Below are 18,289 nucleotides of genomic sequence, written 5' to 3'. Positions count from 1 at the left end.
CCATGCGTGCGAGAGAAGAAGCCGGGCGGGCCAGTCGCCAGACTCCCCGGCGCCCACGCCGCCAGTGCCGGCGCCTGCCCACGGCCGAACCGACCCGGTCCGGCCGCCCAGCCCCCTCGATCCAGGTGCTCGACCAGCCTGTGAAAACTTCCCGTCCCCCAGCGGCCGGATGGGGCGCAGCGTCCTGTAGCATGACCTCCAGTTCGACAGTCGCAGGTCCGGGGCGCCGGCTCAGGCGGTCTGGAAAAGACATTTGGAGCAAGGCCATCCGATCCTCTAGGATGGGCAGCACACAACTGAAGATGAACATGGTCCCGTGGTGAAGTCTGGAGTTCACGCCGCCCTGTCAAGGCGGAGGTCGCGGGTTCGAATCCCGTCGGGACCGCGTTTTTTGAGCACCATATGCAAGACATGGGCAGGTAGCTCAGTCGGTACGAGCGTCCGCCTGAAAAGCGGAAGGTCGGCGGTTCGACCCCGCCCCTGCCCACCATCCCTGACCTGCGGCTTCATCATGAAGATGATCTCCCGTGGCTCGCTCAAAGATCGTTATATGGCAATGGATGTGGCAACGGCCGTGGAACTCCACGGCCGTTCTCGTTCTCTGTCGTAGAGACATCATCCCAGCCGATGTCCTCGCTGCCCAGCTTAGCTTCTCGTCGAAGGAGATGCGTGTCTAGATCGTCACGATGACGTCGGTCCTGGAGCTGCCGGCGGTACCCCCGGCAGCATGTGGGAACTCGCGGCGGTGCGGTGTGACGTCGATCCGACCGTTCCGTGCACTGTCGCTCCCCGCCGTCGCCCGTGTGTTCGCGCGTCGTCATGGCGCACTCCTCGCCGCTGCGTGAGCCGGGGTGGCTATGCGCCAGGCCGGCGCAGCGCGGCTATAGAGCCCTGTGTCAACAGTTAGTACGATCCCGGGCGAACGGGAAGCGCCCTGTTGAGCGTCTGGGGTGTGCGAAGGGCCGAGGGCGCCTGCCGCGGCTGAAGCTTTGCGGAAGTTGAGGTGAGCGAGCACGGACACTCGTTCGCGGAACGATCACGGTGCGGTGGCGCCTGTAGACGTTCCGCCTCCGCGAGCGCAGCGTAGCGACCAAGGGGGGGAGACCCTGCCCTCGCCGCCGTCGCCAGGCGCTCTCTACTTGATTGATACGACACTCGTCAGCGGCAGAGATAAGAAGCCGCATCGGCCGGGAGTCGTGCTTGCGCCACCAGCGCCAGGGCTCGCGGTGGTTAGCCTCCTGATGCGTACGACTGTGCTGAACGAGCGGGGAGTGCGTCACAAGGCCAACCCTGCTTTGAATTTGTCCAAGGACGGCGTCTTTGCCTACCGCTATCTGAGGAGCGTGGACCTCGCGTTCTTCACCGTCCCGGGCGCGGTCGAGTACCTCGGCATGCTGGAAAACGCGTGTTTCGCGAAGATCCTTGAATGGTGGGAGAGGTCGTGAGCGGCGCGAGGCAGGAACTGCTCGACACCGGCGCGCTGGGGCCGATCGGCGTCGAGCTGCTTTACAAGACCGTCCGTCAGGTCGTGCGGAGCCGGAACCTTCCACCGCCACCAGGGATGCCAGCCTGGACCTCGGAAGAGCTTACTGAGGCAGCACACGATGTGTTCGCTGAGCGTGGACCGCAACGATTGCTGAACCTGGCCGCACGGAGCACGGACGAAGCCAGCTTCCGTGCTCAACTCTGGCGGACTGTTGTCAATGATCTGATCTCGCGAGGGCGGAGGACGGAGCGTGGCCGCCTGACGGAGAGGGTCAAAGACGTGTTGCCTCATGTTCCTGGTGCTACGCAGCAGGCGGGTAGGGTTCGCCTGACAGACGCGACGGGTGCCGGTTCCTCACGGTTCGATGACCTAGTGCAGGCAGCAGCCGGAGTGCAGGTCAACGTGCCGGCCTGGGATCCAACCTCGGACCGGAATCCTCCGATTGCGGACCGAGACAGCCTCGTGGCGATGATCAAAGCGGTTCTCTTGGTGGCGCCTAGTGGTCTCTCGATGACAGAGCTGGTCTCTACCCTGGCCGTTCGGTTGCGTGTATACGACATGCCAGACCAGATGGAGATCAGTTTGCTCGATCAGGTGGCTCCTCCAGCCATGGAAGATCCAGCGGGCCTAGCGGAAGATCGAGAGGCAGGCGCGCGGCTGCTTGCCCACCTGACCCCGCATGAGCAGATGGTGCTGCCGTACCTCGATGAGTCTGCGACTGTGGTCGCTCGGCAGACTGGGTTGGGTCGTACCAAGGCATGGCAGACGGCCAACAGCACCCGGCTCAAGCTGGCGGAGCTGATGCAGGATGATCAGGAGGCCGCGGGCGCGCTCCGCGAGGCTGCAAGTATGGCTCGGGCGGCGTGGCGGCTGCCGTGACATCTTGCGTCGCGGACGATCAAGATGCGGTTCCGCGTTTCCCAGAACGGATGGACATTGGGGCTTGAGAGGGGGCCAACGATGAACGTCCGAGACGGGGCCGGACACCACTGGCATCCGGCCGAGTACGAGCTCGCCGATTACATGGACGAGCTTCTGGAAAGCTCGCGCGCGACGGAGGTAGGCGAACATGTCTCGTCCTGCCCTGCCTGTCGGCATCTGATCGAGGCAGCCGGCCCGCCGCTTGCTCAGGACCCCCGTGACCTTGCTCCGAAGGTCTGGGGGCGAGGATCGTTGCCGCGCATACCCAAAACAATGACGAACGCCCTAGCTGAGAAGCTAGTCAGTGCACCCAAGTGTGGTCAACTCTGGCGCCTGCGAGTTGATGACGGCATGGGGCGGGAAATCGCTGAACTGGGTGTTATCGTTACCGTCGATGACGACTTTCTACTCGTCGCTCCAGTCACGACTGATCCAGCGGAAACCAGCGATCATTGGACGCTTCAAGCGGTAGAGGAGAAGTCGAAACTTCATTTCGCCGTATGGTTTTCCTTGGAGACTGCAGTCGGCTGGGAGGCGCTTGACATTCATTTGGGAGCAGTGGACGCCGATCAGGTGGAGATGGTTCACCGTGCCATCCGCCGCAATCAGGATCCTCCGGCCGGCCTGCCGATGGGACGGTCATTCGATGCTGACCTCAGCGTCTACCTGAAAGAGATCCGCTCACGCTTCCTGGAAATTGGCGAAGCCCGACTGATCGAATTTCCTGAAGAAGACGACGAAGAAGATGAGCCCGCGCAGGGATTCGATGTCGTATCTGCGATGAAGAACGCAAGTTGGACCATTGGGCGCCTGTCCGGTGTTGCCGGCATTACGTCTAAAGACGCTCGACTAGTACTTCAGGGGTCCAAGAATCTAACGGCGAGACAACTAGACCTGATCTCAAAAGAGATGGGCCTTAACGTTCGCCCTGCGGCAGCGGCGGCGCCTGATTCTGTCTGGGTCTCGGCGGTCGCTCGACCAGAGTTCCGAGGCCGGTTTGAACGCGTGGCCGAGAAGATGAAAGTCAATGGTTGGCAAATGCGTGCGGCTCAGGCGACAAGTCCGGTTGCTGCGCGCGGAAATTTTGGCTCCCTGGACGATTGCATCGTGCTTGTGGAGCAGCAGTTGTCGAGGCTTGAATCCGACGCTGGATTGGCGTGATCAGCTAGATGGATATCGGTGCACACGCCAGGTTCGCACGCCTGAACGCAGAGCTAGTCTCCCGGGCGGTTGAGGCAAAATTCGCGAGCTTTAACAGTTATGTCCGCGAGTTTGGTGCAAGGGCGGCTGCCGAGCAACTCGGAATAGCGGTGACCCTTCAAGATCGGCCGGTCTCCTCATCTTGCTCGGTTGCCGGAAGCAGCGACGCTGAACGCCGATCTATCACGGTGGTGAGGGCAGCCGCACCTAGGATGACCTTCACGGCGCTACATGAGATTGCGCATGTGGAAGGCGCCACCGACGATGATTTCCAGCAGGCGCTATACGACATGCCGGACGGCGCCCGCGACGCTGAGGAAGATGCCTGCGAGGCTTTCGCCGCCCGCATCCTGCTGCCTGATTCTCAGGTTGACGCCATCTTGGACCACCAGGGGTGCACGGCGGCAGGGATGGCCAAACTCGTCGGCGCACTGCCCAACGTGTCCCGTGAGGCCTGTGCGGTGGCGATCGCTCATCGTCTACGCGCCCCCGGATACGCTGCAATCCTGAGGCAGGACGGCTCACTCCAGTTCGCTGCCCGCTCTGGGGATAGCCTTTCCCTGCGGCGTGCTAGTGATCAGTCCGGTACCGACCTCTGGGCTGGCGTTCTCCGCGGCGGGCGGTTCCGCGACCAGGGGCATCTAGCTTTTTCTGGCGGCAGCCTGACCAGCCGTCTCTATCTAGACGCCCTGCGCGTCGACGACATCATATATGTCGTGGGAGTAGTCGACTCCCCGGACTGGCCAGTTCTCCACTTGATGGATAAAACCTCAGTTCGTGAACGTCATATAGAAGGTCACTGTGATCGATGCGAGATAGATTTTGTCTCCACTCGGTCCTGCCCGAGCTGTGGGGCTGCGATACATGATCTCTGTGGCGTGTGCGATTGTCCCGCGCCAGCAGCACGTGGGGCTCGAACCTGCCGGATCTGCCGCATCGAGCTTCCGCCCGGCATGTTCCTGGGGCCGGACTCCGAGATCTGTAACGATGATCTCTAACAGGCCACCTACCAGGTGTCAGTTTGCGTCAAAATTTCGCTGCTCTCCTCCTAGAAACTGCGTCGACGGCAGCGTGTAGACGTCTGCCTGTCGATGTCTGCCAGCCCCCGGATTTCCAGCTGGACGATCCGTGCGAGGTTCCGCGTCTTCCCTGGGTGAAAAGCAGGTACTGGAGTACACGATACTTCTCGCCCGCCTTGCAATGTGGCAGGCCTAATAGGGAGGAATGATATGACGACTACGCCGACGGCAGTGGCCGAAGCCGCGCGCCGTCCACCGCGGATCCCGGTGACGGTGAACCGGCAGCCGGTCGAACTGCCCGACAAGGAGATGACCGGGCTGGAGATCAAGAAAGAGGCGATCAAGCAGGGGGTCGCGATCGAGGTTGGCTTCCAGCTGTCGGTGCGGCACGGGCAGCACTACCAGGTCGTCGGCGACAGTGACCTGGTCAAGGTGCATCCGAAGCTGGAGTTCATCGCCGTGGCGCCGGACGACAACTCGTGACGGCATTCTCCGCGGCGGTCGCGGAGGCTGTCGACGCCGTTCGGGCGCACTTCGCCGGCGTGCTGGTGGAGGTCATCCCGGACGGCGCCGGCGGCGCCGACGTGATCGTCGAACAAGTCGATGTTGGATCGACCTATGACCCATCCGTGACCTGGCTCGGTTTCCACATCAACGCGGCGTACCCGGCATCGGATGTATATCCGCACTACGCCGGCCGTCTCTCGCGAGCCGACGGCCAAGCCCTCGGCGAGGCCATCACCCTCACCACATGGCACGACCGGCCGGCCATTCAGATCTCACGCAGCTCCAAGCAATGGAACCCCGCGATCGACAATGCGGCGCTCAAGGCCGAGAAGGTGCTGCTGTGGCTCGCATCGCGGTAAACCCGCCGGCAGTGGGGTGGAGCCTGACGATCCCTCCTGGGCTCTGGTCTACCCTGGCCAGCCACCTCTTCAGGGATGGCGAGGAGCACGGCGCGGTCATCCTCGCCGGCTACGCCGACGGCCCGCGAGGACCCCGGCTGCTCGCACGCGACGTCATCCTGGCCGAGGACGGCGTCGGCTATGTCGAAGGCACCACGGGTTACCGGGCGCTCGACGCCACGTTCGTCCGTGACCAGGCGCTCCGCGCTCGTGACGAGAACCTCGCCTACCTCGCGGTCCACAACCATGACGACATGCTCTACCCAGGATCGGTCGGCTTCTCGCCCACCGACCTCGCCAGTCACGAAAGGGGCTATCCCGCCCTGCGTCAGATCACCGGCCAGCTGGTCGGCGGACTCGTCGTCACGCCCCGAGCCGCCGCCGGCGACCTTTGGCTCCCCGACGGGACCAGGGTAGCCTTGGCCGAGACGGTTGTTCTGGGCAACAACATCATCCGGCTCCGGCCGAGACCTGCGGAGACCGCTGATGCGGACCAGCACTGGCACCGGCAGTCGCTGCTGTTCGGGTCCGCTGGGCAGCTGACCTTCACGCGGCTGCGGGTTGCCGTGGTCGGCCTCGGCGGAGCGGGGAGCATCATCACCGAGCTGCTCACCCGGCTCGGAGTCGGCGAGCTGATCCTTATCGACGACGACCGCGTCGACAAGACGAACCTCCCACGCCTCGTCGCCGCCGAGCCAGACGACGTCGGCAAGCGCAAGATCGACCTTGCCGCTCGTAACGCCCGCCGCGCGAATCCTGCAATGCGGCTGACCCTCATCGACAAGCGCGTCGAGCACCCAGACTCCCGTGCCGCGCTGACGACCTGCGACTGGATCTTCCTCGCCGCAGACAGCCACTCTGCCCGCCACTGGGTCAACCAGGTCGTCCACCAGTACCACATCCCAGCAACCCAGCTCGGGGTCAAAATTCCGGTCGGAGTCGACGGAAGGATCGGCGACATCCACACAGCGACCCGGATTCTTCTTCCCGGGGCAGGTTGCCTCTGGTGCGACGAGCTGATCAATCCGACGCAACTCGCCATCGACATGCACCCTCAAGGCGAGCGGGAGGCTGCACAGTATGTCCCGGAAGTACCAGCCGCCAGCGTCATTACTTTGAACACCCTTGCTGCCGGCGAGGCGGCGAACCATTTCATGTTCGCCGCCGTCCGACTCCACCACCATAACGCCGAGGCCGCCTCCGTCCTGCACCAACCACAGAGCCGCGACCGCCTTCTCCAAACAGGAAGGCAGTCTGCCAGCTGCCGGTTCTGCACGACAACGGGCGACCTGGGGAAGGGCGACGACACCCTGGATGGGCTGGTCCAGCGGGAACAGAAGGAGTTGACTCCTAACCGTCTACCTATTTGACCGATCCGGCAACTAGGTTGCGCGGTTCCGCCGATCCGAGAACGACAAGTATCTGCCGAAGGGACTTCATCCCAGCCGGTCGCCCAGTTTGCTGAGCGCTGCCCGCTTTTCGTCGAGGGATACGTGCGCGTAGATCGTCATGGTGACGTCGATTGCGGAGTGGCCGGCGATGTCGCGGACGATGTGCGGGGGGACTCCCGCGTCGAGGAGCAGGGTCACGCAGGTGTGGCGGAGATCGTGCAGCCGCACGCCGTCGAGACCGACCTGGGCCGCGAGAGGCTTCCAACTTCGGTGCAGGTTGTCCGGGGAGACCGGGGTGCCGATGTAGGTTGTGAACACGAAGCCGCTGTCCACCCAGTCGCGGCTCGCGAGCGCACGTTCGTCGTTCTGGCGACGCCGGTGGTCCTGCAGGGCGGTCGCGACAATGCCGATCAGCGGAAGGGTCCGTTCGGAGGTGCGGGTCTTGGGCGCCACCACCCGTAGCTCGCCGTTGATCCGCTGCAGGGAGTGCCGCACGGTGAGGGTCTGCGCGTCAACGTCAATGTCTTCCCAGCGCAGACCGAGCAGCTCGCCCCTGCGCAGCCCGTAGTAGAGCGCGAGGACGTAGAGCGCGTGGAGCCGGTCGTCGGCTGCGGCCTTGAGCAGGTGCTTGGACTGATCGATGTTCAGGCCTCGATGGATGGTGTACGAGGGCCCGGACATCTTGACGAGCTTGGCGACGTTCCGGCTGATCAGTTCCTCCCGGACCGCGGCGCCGAGAGCGTTGCGCAGGACGCTGTGGACCTGCTGGAGTAGACGCTTCGACGGGACGCGGTGGCAGCACCGGCCGACGGCACAGCACCGCTGCTGTTTGGCCGGGCGGCGGGTGTCGTATCCATGCTGGCAGCACAGGCAGGTGTTCTCCACGCGCTTGAGGAACAGCCGTACGTCGGCCCCGTTGAGCTTGTTCAGCCGCTTCTTCCCGAGGTGCGGCACGAGGTAGGTGCGCACGATGACCTCGTAGCCCTGGAGGGTGCGGGGCCGGCAGGCGGGGCCGGCGATCTCCGTGAGCCAGTAGGTGAGGAATCGCGCCATGGTCCACCCAGTAGCGTCCGCGGGGATGCCCTGGTCGGAGCGGGCCTGCGCCGCGGTCAGCTTCGCGCGGACGTCCTCCTGGGTCTTGCCGTACAGCCGACGGCGCTCACGTGTCCCGTCGGGCATCAGCACGTAGGCGGCGCCGACCCACAGGCCGTTCTTTCCCTGGTAGATGGATCCTTGTCCGTTGGCCCGGCGGGTCCTCTTGTTGTCGGGTTCCTTGGTCACGGGGGCTCGCTTTCTTCGAGGAGAGTGTTGATGGCGTCCGCTAGTGCGGCAGCAGGAACGAGACGTCGGCGGCCGATCTTGACGGTTCGCAGTTTCCCTGAACGGATCAGGTCGTAAAGGGTGGAACGCCCTATGCCAAGGGTCTCGGCGGCTTCATCGGTCGTCAGAAGAAGCTTCTCCACGGATTCCTCCACGTAGGAGGAAGAAGAAGCAGTATCGAGGTCTCAGAGAAAGCCACGAGTGTGGACGTCGTAGAGCTTGGCCCATGCTTCCAGGCTTAACGACGCCTCTGAGAGTGTGCGCTACACGTACTGGCGCGAACTTTTCGTCGTCGCCTCAACGTCCGTTCGGATTTCCACAGTAGGACTTTTTGCGGGAAACGTCCACTGCTGTAAGGAGCTGTTCTCCTTGCCGCGACGCCGCCGCGGCTATCTCTATCGCGCGGCAAGGTGGCGCTGCCCGAGATTCTGGAAATCCACCTGACGTGCCGGCCGGGCCTCCGCTACGAGCGTCGGGCCGTGGTGCTTCAGGCGCACTCATCGACGCTGCTTCTTCTCCTGCGGGATATAGATCAGCTCAATCGAAGCGGTGGTCTATCCGCGGCCAGCGGCGCCAGAATCGGGGAACTCCCAGGGCGGCAGGTGCGGGCTGATGATCGCGGTTTCGGGGGTGGTGAGGAGTTGTGCGCGGAAGAAGGTGCGGCCGTCGATGATCGGCTGGTGGGCGTGCGGGCAGACGATCCACTTGTCGGGTGGGACGGGCTGGCCGGCGTGGGTGCGGCCCCAGACGGTGGCGCCGGTGTAGACGGGGTTCGCCAGAACGCGGGCGACGTTGGTGGAGGTCAGCTGCCACGGTCGCTTGGTGGTGGCGTTGACCAGCGGTACGAGACGGTCGTTGTGGACGGCGCGGAGGCGGGTAGCGATGGCGCGGGGGCTGAGTTCGTCCTCGACACGCCACTGGTAGATCGTCCCGATGATGTAGGCGGGGCCGGGGGCGACGACAAGACGGATGCCCTGGCGGACCCGCCCATCGGTGCCGACTTCGGTGACGCGGCGGGGGCGGTAGCCGAGGGGGACGGGGCCGAGGTGGAAGCCGGCGCGGACCAGGTCGATCTGAGCGGCGCGGGCGAGTTCGGTGGTCCAGGCGTGATGCTCCGCGAGAAGAAGTGCCCGCCGCGCGGCACGGGCAGCGCGGCGGTGGGTCAGGCGCCACCACCAGCCGGGCCGGCCGGCCGGCGTCCGCAGGGCAGGCGGCAGCGCGGGGATGGGCAGCAGATCGGACATGCGGGGCTCCAGCCAGAGCGAGAGCCGGCCGCGGCGGGGTGAACACACCCCGCCCCGGCCAGCGGAGGGGTGGTCTAGTCGGCCGAGTGGGGCGAGGCGTCGAAGGCGGCGCGCGCTGGCGGCGGGTCCGGCGGTCGCGGATGCTGCGCTCGCCGACCGTCGAGGCGGAAGACGATCACGTCCTGGTGGACCGGGTAGGCCCGTGCACGGGATGCCGGCCGGTCCGTGCTGAGGTCCCGCATGTAGGGGACTGCGGTGAGCGCGACGGCGCGCTGCACGGGGCGCCAGCCGGTGTCCCGGCCGGCGACGGCGACGTGGCTGGCCAGGTCCATCCCGTCGCCGACGCGGTAGGCGGCGATGACGACGAGGTGCCCGTCGGGCTGGAGCAGACCCCGGTAGGTGGTCAGCCGTTCGCGCAACCAGTCCCTAGTCGGACCGGCCGACTCGGCGGGGTCGGTCGGTCCGAAGGCGGTCAGGAGCAGGTCGACCGGTCCGAGTCCGGCCCAGGACTCGCGGTCGGGCAGCCGGTCGAGGATCATCCCGTCGCCGCGGGCACCACGGGCCTTCGCCAGGGTGAGCGCGGCACGGGCGGCCTCCCACCGGTCGGGGCCGGTGGTGATGCCAATGGCGTGGCGGTGGGCGTGCACGGCCTCGGTCACGACGGCTCCCGGCCCGCAGTCCGGGTCGCACACTGTGTCCCTGGGCCGGCTGTAGACCGCGATCGCGTGGGCAGCGACTGCCGCTGGCACGGTCGCGTCCCCGTGCGAGGAAACCGGCCCGGCTGTGGGCCCGTCAGTCTGACGGGGTGGTGATGGTGTGCCGGCCGGTCGGCCAGACCGTCGCCCACCGTGGGCCGCAGCGCCACGTCTCGACCTCGCTGGTCATCAGACTGCGTCCCGCGGCGGTGGCACCGGCGCGTGTACGGGCGTGAACAGCAGCAGGTCGGAGTGCACCCGCTGGGCGACCACCCCGGCGGGGATGGGCGTGGCGGGCCTGTTGAGCTGGCTCAGAGGGATCTCCAGCAGGACGATCCGGTCGAGGAGCGCGAGACTGCTGCGGTCCGCCGCGAGGGCCAGTTCGACGGTTGGGTCGATCAGCCAGCCGCCGAAGCTGTCGCAGCGGCTGACGACGGCGAGCGTCCCGCCGTCGGCTAGCAGACCGCCCCAGTCGATCCGGGTGAACCAGCTGAGTCGGGTCGGTTCCACGGCCGTGACGACCAGCAGAGGGCGGTCGGGGTCTGGACCGGGACCGGCCACAGGGCCCAGTCCGGAGCCGGACCCGGCCCATCGTGGCGACGCGTCGGCGGGCGCGGTCCGGGCCTGGACGCGCCGGCCGAGTCGGGAGACGGTCCCGGCACAGTCGGCGAGTTCCTCGCCCAGCTCTTCGTCGCCGGGCGCGGCCAGCCGGCCGGTCTGCGACAGAGGCGGCTCGGTCAGCAGCAGGACCGGGTCGTCGGGCCGGCTGACGGTGACGACGAGACGTTCGACGGCGGCCGGGAGCCAGGCGGCCGGAGTCTGGTCGGGTGTGGCTGGCGGGCACGGCCAAACGGTGGCCGGCCGGCCCGCCGGGACGACCGGCAAGGTGGTGCGGTCGGTGTCGGACGGGGTGGGCACTGGTGGTCCTGCCTTTCACGACGGGCGTGTTTTCGTGGTCGTAAAAGGAGACCGGCTGCTGTGCCGTTTTTTGCCACCACCCCCACGATTTTTTCCAAGATTTTTCCCGCTGTGCATGGTTTAGTCCGGTCGGACTATTGATCGCTGTCATCCCGCTGGCGGCGCCCCGGCGAGTGGCCCGAAAATTTTTTCAAGATTTTTCTCGCTGGTTCCGGCGAGGTCCGACTGGTGATCGCTGGGCACGTGCCAGCGATCACCAGTCGGAAGCTGGCGGCGTTACAGCATCGCAGGTCAGAGGCTCACTGTCGGGTCCTGGTCAACTGCTGGCACGCAGCGCGGCTGGGGTTGGGGGATCGGCTTGCATGATCCCGCTGTGACTGCTCTAAATGCACAGCGATCTTTTCTGTGCATTCGCTGGGAGATCGCGCTGTCTTTTCGCTGTCTTTGATGTGGCGTCCTTAGAGCTGGCCGAATTCCGCGACACCCGAAGGACGGCGAACAATGCCCGACGAAACGTCCTCCCTTCCCGTACGAACCGCTGGCGCGAACGCGCCGGCATTGCCTCTGGCAACCTTGCGGGACTGCTTCGCGCTCCTGGTCACCGACCCTGACCCGCTCGCTCTGGACGGCACGCGCGTGCCAGACCTGCCGGACCGGCTGGTGCCGCTGGACGAGCTGCGCGACCGGCTCTTGGCCCGTGCCTGCCCGCAGGCCACCAGCGACGCCGCCTGGAAGACGGTGATCCGCCGCGCCCGCGCCCGTGGGGACGCATGGACGGTCGGCGCCGCCGGGATGGCGCTGCCAGCACTGCGGGCGGTGGCTTCCTTGCTCGGTGAGCACAGCGACGTTGACCCGGCCGACGTGCAGGCCGAGGTCCTGACCGGCTTCCTCACCGCGCTGGCCACGATCCGACTGGATCTGCCGCGGATCGCGGTGCGGCTGCGCTGGGCCGCCTACCGCGCCGGTCTGGACCTGATCACCCAGTCCCTGGAAATCCCCCATCCCGACCCGGGCCTGTTCCTCACCCGCACCGTTGCCCAGACCCAGGCGGACAGTCCGTATGAGGTCCTCGCGGTCACGGTCGCGGACGGGGTCCTGACCGAGACCGAGGCCGCCCTCGTCGCGGCGACCCGGCTCGGCGACGTCTCGGTCCCCGCCTGGGCCGCCCGCCATGCCACCCCGGTACGCACCGCCTACCGGCTGCGCGACCGGGCTGAACAGCGTCTGCTCGCCCACCTCACCGGCCGCGGGCCGCAGGCGAGCGAGGGCGAGCCGCCGTCCCGGCCGCCCGGCCCGCTGGCCGGCAGCGCGGCCCCTGCCACGGTGCCCCATCCGGCAGCGGTGTTGGCGGTCACGGGGGTGTCCGCATGAACCCGATCCTGCCAACCCAGGGCCACCCACTGCATTCGGCCCGGCGGGTCGGATGGCGTCGGGCGGTCCTGCTCGTCGCTGTCGTGGGCGTGTTCGTCCTGGCCGGCGGCGTGGCGGCGTTCGCGGTGTCACCGTCACCATCGGTGCCTCCAGGAGCACCACTGGTGCCGGCGGTGCCGGTGGCACCCGATCTGGACACGGTCCTGACCAACGTCCGCAACTGGATCATGGGGATTCTGGCGCTGCTGGCGACGACGTTCCTGAGCGTCGGGGGCGTGCGCTACCTGATCTCCAACGGGGAGCCGAGCGAGGTCGGTAAGGCCAAGGACGCGTTCCGCAACGCTGGCTGGGGCTACGGGCTGACCGCGCTCGCACCGGTCGTCGTCGGGGTCCTCAAGCAGATCGTCGGGGGCTAGGCCGTGACCGCCGCCTCCCGCCGCCGCGTCCAGTCCTCCGGTACCCCGGGCATGCCGCCTGCCCAGACGCGCCGCCAGGTGAGCGTTCCTCGGCTTCGCGACCGTGGATGGGGCCGAGGGGCGCTGCTGGCCGGGACGGCGGCGTTCGCCCTGCTGCTGGTGGTCGTGCTTCCCGCGGTGGCCTTCGCGGCTCCCGCACCGCCGGTCCCCGCGACCGCGCCGTCCACCGACACGCCCACCCCCACCGGTCCGACCCCGAACGCGCAGCCTGGACCTTCCCCGGTTCCACCGGGCCAGGAAGCGCCGGCGACACCAGCTCCCTCAGACGGAGGTGCCACGCCCGCGCCCGACACTCCGGACACCCCGCCCGACGACACCAACACTGACACCGATAGCGGCGGCGCCGGTGCTCCCGCCGAACCGTGCCCGGCCGACACGGCGGACTGCTCCACCGCCGCGGAGGTACCGCCGCCACCGACGCCGACACCGCAGACGACCCCGGCGGCACCGGAAACCAGCGGTGACGGCGGCGGGATCGTCGGGTGGATCACCGACGCGATCAACGGCGCTATCACCGCGTTTTTCCGCGCCTTGGTGACCGCCGCGCTGAATCCTCTGCTGGACCTGCTCGGCCGCACGTTGTTGACGACGCCGGAACCGTCGGAGCTTCCCGCGATCGGGGAACTGTGGTCGACGTCGTGGGCGATCAGCGCCACCGCCTACGGAACGCTGATCATGTTCGGTGGGATCACGGTCATGGCGCTGGGCACGGTCCAGTCCCGTATCTCGATCAAAGAAGTCCTGCCGCGGATCCCGATCGGTTTCCTCGCCGCCGGGCTGTCGCAGTTCCTGGCGACGAAAGCCATCCAGATCGCGAACGTGCTACCCGGCGCGATCCTGAGCGACGGTCTGGACCCGGACGCCGCCGCCGAGCAGCTGAAGACCATCATCCTGGCGGCGATCGTGCCGACACCCGGTGGTGTCGGGAAGAGCATCTTCGTCATCTTCCTCGGCCTGTTCCTCGCCGGATCGGTCGTGGCGCTGCTGTGTACCTATATCGCCCGGGTCGTCATCGAGGTGGCACTTATCGGTGCGGCGCCGCTGGCGTTGGCGGGGCATGGACATCCGCTGACTGAGAAGGTGGCGTTCTGGTGGTGGCGGGCGTTCTTCGGCTGCCTGGGTATCCAGATCGCCCAGTCGTTCGTCCTGATCGCCTCGTTCAAGGTGTTCTTCACTCCGGGCGGGTTCACCATGTTCGGCCCGACGCCGGACGGGGTCGTTAACCTGCTCGCCGCGATTACCCTGATCTATTTCCTGTTCAAGATTCCGTTCTGGTTGATGCCGAGGATCGGCCACGGTGGTGGCGGCATTCTTGGCCGGGTCGTGCGCGCCTACGTCATGGGCCGGGCGCTGGGCATGCTCGGTGGCCGATTTGGACGCGGCGGCGCCGGGCGCGCGGGCGAGCGGACCAGCCGAGGCCGCGGCGGACGTGGAAGCGGTGGCCGCGGAGGTGGTGGCCGGGGGCGGCCCCGGCGTGGTGGTCCGGGCGGGGGGCGAGGGGGCGGATCGCCCAGCCCCTACGCGCATGTCGGGGCCACCGCCACCGGGCAGTTGATGCTCCCGCTGACCCAGGTGCCTCGGGTTCGTCGCCCGGGAACGGCCCGGGGTGTGCCCCGCCCGGCCCGGCCGGCGGGTCCGGCGGGCCGGGGCCGGCCGCGGCACCGCCAGTTGACCATCCCGTTCGGTCAGGCCGTCGCCCCGGGCGGGCGGTATCTACCCCACGGCGGCGGTGCGTGGGTGGGCCGGGACGGTCAGCTGCTGCTGCCGTTCGAGGTGGACCAGCCCCGCTCTCCGACCGCGGCCCTACAGCCCGTGCGGCGTCCGGCCTCGGCATCAGCACGGGCTGGTGCGGGCCGTCGGTCTGGTCCCGGCCGGCCGGGACCGTCTCGGCCAGCACCGCCGCGGGCCCGGCAGCCGGAGCTCCCATTCGACCCCTACCGGGGCATCCGCCCGGACCGCACCGGCCAGTACGCCCTCCCGCTGGAGGGCCTGCACCGCACCCCACGCCCCGCCCGCCCGGCCCCTGCTCCGCCGGCGTCGCGTCCGAGTTCCCCGGCGCGGCCGGTCCCGCCGCGCTACCGGCAGCAGCTGCTGCCGCACATGCCCCACCGCCCCCGCCACCCCCGGAACGGAAGTGATCAGCCGCGATGACACATCCGGTAGTGATTCCCGCCGATGTTGATCGTGAGGACCGGATCGTGGCGAACCTGACCGCCCGCCAGGTCCTGATCCTCACGCTCACCGGCATCGTGCTCTACCTGGCCTGGGCCGGAACCCGGGCCCTGCTGCCGCTGCCGGTGTTCGTCCTGCTCGCGGTGCCGGTCGCCGTGGGCGCCGGTGTCCTCGTCCTGGGCCAGCGTGACGGGCTGTCGCTGGATCGGCTGCTGGTCGCCGCTGTCCGCCAGCGCACCAGCCCGCGGCATCGGATCAACGCCCCCGAAGGGGTGATCCCGCCCCCGTCGTGGCTGGCCGCCCGCGCCACCACCGGCGGCCCCAATGAACGGAGATCTGCCGCCGGCGGGCAGAGTGCGGCGCCACTGCGGCTGCCGGCCCGCACCGTCACCGGCCAGGCCGGGGTCGGGGTGATCGACCTCGGTGCGGACGGGCTGGCGGTCGTCGCGGTCGCGAGCACGGTGAACTTCGCACTACGCACCCTGGGCGAGCAGGACGGGCTGGTCGCCGTGTTCGCCCGCTACCTGCACTCCCTCACCGCGCCGGTGCAGATCCTGGTGCGGGCCATGCCTGCGGACCTGTCCGGCCAGATCCATCTGCTCGACGACGCCGCCGAGCAGATGCCCCATCCGGCGCTCGCGCGCGCGGCCCGTGAACACGCCACCTACCTGGCGCAGCTCGCGGACGAGATGCAGCTGCTGACCCGCCAGGTGCTGCTGGTTCTGCGTGAACCGCTCGCCGCCGCTGGTCCGGTTGACGGGCTCGGGGGAGCGTCCGGGCTGGCCGTGTGGACGGGTCGGCGGGCGGCGGCCCGCGACGCCCGCCGCGCCGGAGCAGCCGCGCGCCGTGCCGCGCATACCCGGCTCGCCCGCCGCCTCGGCGAGGCCACCGACCTGCTCGCCCCTGCCGGGATCATCGTCACGCCGCTGGACGCCGGCACCGCGACCAGCGTGCTGGCCGCCGCCTGCAACCCCGCCGGCCTGGTACCACCGGCCGCGCTCGCCGCCCCCGACGAGGTCATCACCGCCGACCTCCCCGAGCCTGCCGGCAGCTACCCGTACCAGTCCCACCCCGCCGACGACGGCTTTCCGGAAGACGACGGGTTCGACGCCCCGGACCCGGCAGCCGACCCCGGCTACGACGACCCGTTCGACGACTCCGACGACCCCGACTTCTGGGACCCGCCCGCCCCGCGCCCGCCCGCCGGCGGTTCCGACGACAGCTCCCGACGGCCCGCACGACCCACCGCCCGGAGAGGACACCGCCGATGAGTAGACGAACCCGGCGCCAGGCCCAGGCTCAGGCCCTCTGTCCGTCGCCAGCGTCGGTGGATGCCGCCGCGGCGGCGTTCGGTCCGGACGCGCTGTCGATCGCGCCCCGCCATCTGGACGTGGGCGGGGACTTCCTGGCCACGATGGCGATCACCGGCTATCCCCGCGAGGTCCACGCCGGCTGGCTCGCCCCGCTCCTGACCTACCCGGGCCGGGTCGACGTCGCCGCACATGTCGAGCCGATCGACCCGGTCACCTCGGCGAACCGGCTCCGCCGCCAGCTCTCGAAACTCGAATCGGGCCGGCAGCTCGGTGACGAGTACGGCCGGCTGGTCGACCCGCAGGTCGAAGCCGCGACCGAGGACGCCTACGACCTGTCCGCCCGCGTCGCCCGCGGCGAAGGCAAACTCTTCAGATTCGGCCTGTACCTGACCGTCCACGCGGGCAGCGAAGCCGAACTGGCCGACGAGGTCGCCGCCGTCCGCGCACTGGCCGCCAGCCTGCTGCTCGACGCCAAACCGGTCAGCTACCGCTCCCTCCAGGGCTGGGTCAGCACCCTCCCCCTCGGGCTGGACCAGGTACGGATGCGGCGCACCTTCGACACCGCCGCCCTGTCCGCGGCGTTCCCGTTCACCAGCCCGGATCTGCCGCCCACCGACCCGACGTCCCTCGCCCCGACCGGCGTGTTCTACGGCCTGAACGTCGCCAGCAACGGGCTGGTCTACTGGGACCGGTTCGGCGACATCGACAACCACAACTCGGTTATCCTCGGCCGCTCCGGCGCAGGCAAGAGCTATCTGGTCAAACTCGAACTCCTGCGCTCGCTGTACCGCGGCGTCGAAGCGCACGTAGTCGACCCCGAGGACGAGTACGCCCGCCTCGCCGGCGCGGTCGGCGGCAGCTACCTGCACCTCGGCGGCGACGGGGTCCGGATCAACCCGTTCGACCTCCCGATCCAAACCACCCCCGACGGCCGACGGACCGCACCCCGCGACGCGCTGGTGCGCCGCAGCCTGTTCCTGCACACCGCGATCTCCGTGCTGGTCGGAGACATGACGGCGGCCGAACGCGCAGCCCTCGACACGGCAATCACCGCCACCTACCAGGTGGCCGGAATCAGCTCCGACCCACGGAGCTGGAACCGTCCGGCGCCGCTGCTGACCGACCTGGCCGCGACCCTGGCCAGCTCCAGCGACCCGGCGGCGGGGACGCTCGCCGCCGGGCTACATCCCTTCACACAGGGTGCGTTCTCCGGCCTGTTCGACGGCCCCACCAGCGCGCCCGGCGACGGCCATCTCGTCGTCTACTCGCTACGCGACCTGCCCGACGAACTCAAAGCCATCGGCACCCTGCTCGTCCTCGACGCGATTTGGCGGCGGGTGTCCAACCCCGCCGACCGCAGGCCACGCCTGGTCGTGGTCGACGAGGCGTGGCTGCTCATGCGCCAACCCGCCGGCGCGGACTTCCTGTTCCGCATGGCGAAGTCCTCCCGGAAGTACTGGGCCGGGCTCACCGTCGCCACCCAGGACACGGCCGACGTACTGGCCACCGATCTCGGCCGGGCGATCGTCACGAACGCCGCCACCCAAATCCTGCTACGGCAGGCACCCCAGGCCATCGACGAGATCACCGCCGTGTTCGACCTGTCTCAGGGCGAACGGCAGTTCCTGCTCTCCGCCGACCGCGGACAAGGACTCCTCGCGGCCGGGGCACAGCGGGTCGCGTTCCAGGCCCTCGCCTCCGGAGTCGAGCACGCCCTGATCACAACAAACCCGGCCGAACTTACGGCAGAGACCGATGGGACCGACGACGGCTTCTTCGATCTCGCCATATCAGACGACCCGGTCGATCCCGACGGCCAGATCTACCTCGACCCCGCCTGACCACCACCGTCTGTAGC

General features: G+C 68.1%; 17 protein-coding genes and 2 tRNA genes. 14 read left to right on the top strand and 5 right to left on the bottom strand.

The features are described 5' to 3' along the window. Nucleotides 1–310 precede the first annotated feature (310 nt). From ACG83_RS24875 to ACG83_RS24845, 9 genes are all read left to right on the top strand, one after another. A tRNA-Asp gene (locus ACG83_RS24875) sits at nt 311–385 on the top strand. Between the two features lie 28 nt (nt 386–413). Continuing rightward, nucleotides 414–490: transfer RNA gene (locus ACG83_RS24870), tRNA-Phe, on the top strand. 751 nt (nt 491–1,241) lie between these two features. Continuing rightward, on the top strand, nt 1,242–1,445 hold the full coding sequence (locus tag ACG83_RS24865; protein ID WP_054568697.1) for a hypothetical protein: 204 nt from the start codon (nt 1,242–1,244) through the stop codon (nt 1,443–1,445). Further along, entirely contained in the window at nt 1,442–2,365 is a 924-nt protein-coding gene (locus ACG83_RS44520; RefSeq protein WP_152991515.1) for a hypothetical protein, read from the top strand. Before ACG83_RS24865 ends, ACG83_RS44520 begins: the two co-directional genes overlap by 4 nt. Nucleotides 2,366–2,446: 81 nt before the next feature. Then, complete coding sequence (locus ACG83_RS44515) at nt 2,447–3,568, top strand: hypothetical protein (protein WP_152991514.1); 1,122 nt, start codon at nt 2,447–2,449, stop codon at nt 3,566–3,568. A gap of 8 nt (nt 3,569–3,576) precedes the next feature. After that, the gene (locus ACG83_RS42805; RefSeq protein ID WP_083473542.1) at nt 3,577–4,605 is read left to right on the top strand and encodes an ImmA/IrrE family metallo-endopeptidase; all 1,029 of its coding nucleotides are present in this window, start codon (nt 3,577–3,579) and stop codon (nt 4,603–4,605) included. Between the two features lie 231 nt (nt 4,606–4,836). Further along, the gene (locus tag ACG83_RS24855; protein ID WP_054568695.1) at nt 4,837–5,109 is read left to right on the top strand and encodes a multiubiquitin domain-containing protein; all 273 of its coding nucleotides are present in this window, start codon (nt 4,837–4,839) and stop codon (nt 5,107–5,109) included. A gap of 59 nt (nt 5,110–5,168) precedes the next feature. Beyond that, complete coding sequence (locus ACG83_RS24850; protein WP_235498166.1) at nt 5,169–5,492, top strand: hypothetical protein; 324 nt, start codon at nt 5,169–5,171, stop codon at nt 5,490–5,492. Continuing rightward, a complete protein-coding gene (locus tag ACG83_RS24845; protein WP_054568693.1) occupies nt 5,474–6,901 on the top strand; it encodes a ThiF family adenylyltransferase in 1,428 nt (475 codons plus the stop codon). The genes ACG83_RS24850 and ACG83_RS24845 overlap by 19 nt, the downstream gene beginning before the upstream one ends. A gap of 66 nt (nt 6,902–6,967) precedes the next feature. Here the strand turns inward: ACG83_RS24845 and ACG83_RS24840 are convergent, their stop codons facing one another. The 5 genes from ACG83_RS24840 to ACG83_RS24825 all read right to left on the bottom strand — a co-directional run bounded on the left by ACG83_RS24840 (nt 6,968) and on the right by ACG83_RS24825 (nt 11,099). Next, on the bottom strand, nt 6,968–8,203 hold the full coding sequence (locus ACG83_RS24840; protein WP_054568692.1) for a site-specific integrase: 1,236 nt from the start codon (nt 8,201–8,203) through the stop codon (nt 6,968–6,970). Next, complete coding sequence (locus tag ACG83_RS42800) at nt 8,200–8,385, bottom strand: helix-turn-helix domain-containing protein (protein WP_083473540.1); 186 nt, start codon at nt 8,383–8,385, stop codon at nt 8,200–8,202. Before ACG83_RS42800 ends, ACG83_RS24840 begins: the two co-directional genes overlap by 4 nt. A gap of 411 nt (nt 8,386–8,796) precedes the next feature. Continuing rightward, a complete protein-coding gene (locus ACG83_RS24835; RefSeq protein ID WP_054568691.1) occupies nt 8,797–9,486 on the bottom strand; it encodes a recombinase family protein in 690 nt (229 codons plus the stop codon). A 74-nt stretch (nt 9,487–9,560) separates the two neighbouring features. Further along, nucleotides 9,561–10,235: an SAM-dependent methyltransferase gene (locus ACG83_RS24830; protein WP_235498165.1), complete on the bottom strand. Its 675-nt coding sequence runs from the start codon at nt 10,233–10,235 to the stop codon at nt 9,561–9,563. 135 nt (nt 10,236–10,370) lie between these two features. Then, nucleotides 10,371–11,099: a hypothetical protein gene (locus ACG83_RS24825; RefSeq protein ID WP_054568690.1), complete on the bottom strand. Its 729-nt coding sequence runs from the start codon at nt 11,097–11,099 to the stop codon at nt 10,371–10,373. Between the two features lie 501 nt (nt 11,100–11,600). Here ACG83_RS24825 and ACG83_RS24820 point away from each other — a divergent pair. The 5 genes from ACG83_RS24820 to ACG83_RS24800 are packed head-to-tail and all read left to right on the top strand — an operon-like array spanning nt 11,601 to nt 18,272. Then, complete coding sequence (locus ACG83_RS24820; RefSeq protein ID WP_235498164.1) at nt 11,601–12,470, top strand: hypothetical protein; 870 nt, start codon at nt 11,601–11,603, stop codon at nt 12,468–12,470. Beyond that, nucleotides 12,467–12,886 (top strand): pilin, encoded by a 420-nt coding sequence (locus ACG83_RS24815; protein ID WP_054568689.1) that lies wholly within the window; start codon nt 12,467–12,469, stop codon nt 12,884–12,886. Before ACG83_RS24820 ends, ACG83_RS24815 begins: the two co-directional genes overlap by 4 nt. A gap of 3 nt (nt 12,887–12,889) precedes the next feature. Continuing rightward, nucleotides 12,890–15,097 (top strand): hypothetical protein, encoded by a 2,208-nt coding sequence (locus ACG83_RS24810; RefSeq protein WP_235498163.1) that lies wholly within the window; start codon nt 12,890–12,892, stop codon nt 15,095–15,097. Then, complete coding sequence (locus ACG83_RS24805) at nt 15,094–16,389, top strand: PrgI family protein (protein ID WP_054568688.1); 1,296 nt, start codon at nt 15,094–15,096, stop codon at nt 16,387–16,389. The genes ACG83_RS24810 and ACG83_RS24805 overlap by 4 nt, the downstream gene beginning before the upstream one ends. Beyond that, the gene (locus ACG83_RS24800; protein WP_054568687.1) at nt 16,386–18,272 is read left to right on the top strand and encodes a VirB4 family type IV secretion system protein; all 1,887 of its coding nucleotides are present in this window, start codon (nt 16,386–16,388) and stop codon (nt 18,270–18,272) included. Before ACG83_RS24805 ends, ACG83_RS24800 begins: the two co-directional genes overlap by 4 nt. Nucleotides 18,273–18,289: the final 17 nt, after the last annotated feature.

It is taken from the genome of Frankia sp. R43 (assembly GCF_001306465.1).
GTDB classification, from domain to species: domain Bacteria; phylum Actinomycetota; class Actinomycetes; order Frankiales; family Frankiaceae; genus Parafrankia; species Parafrankia irregularis.
This window is presented reverse-complemented; position numbering and strand designations above follow the sequence as displayed.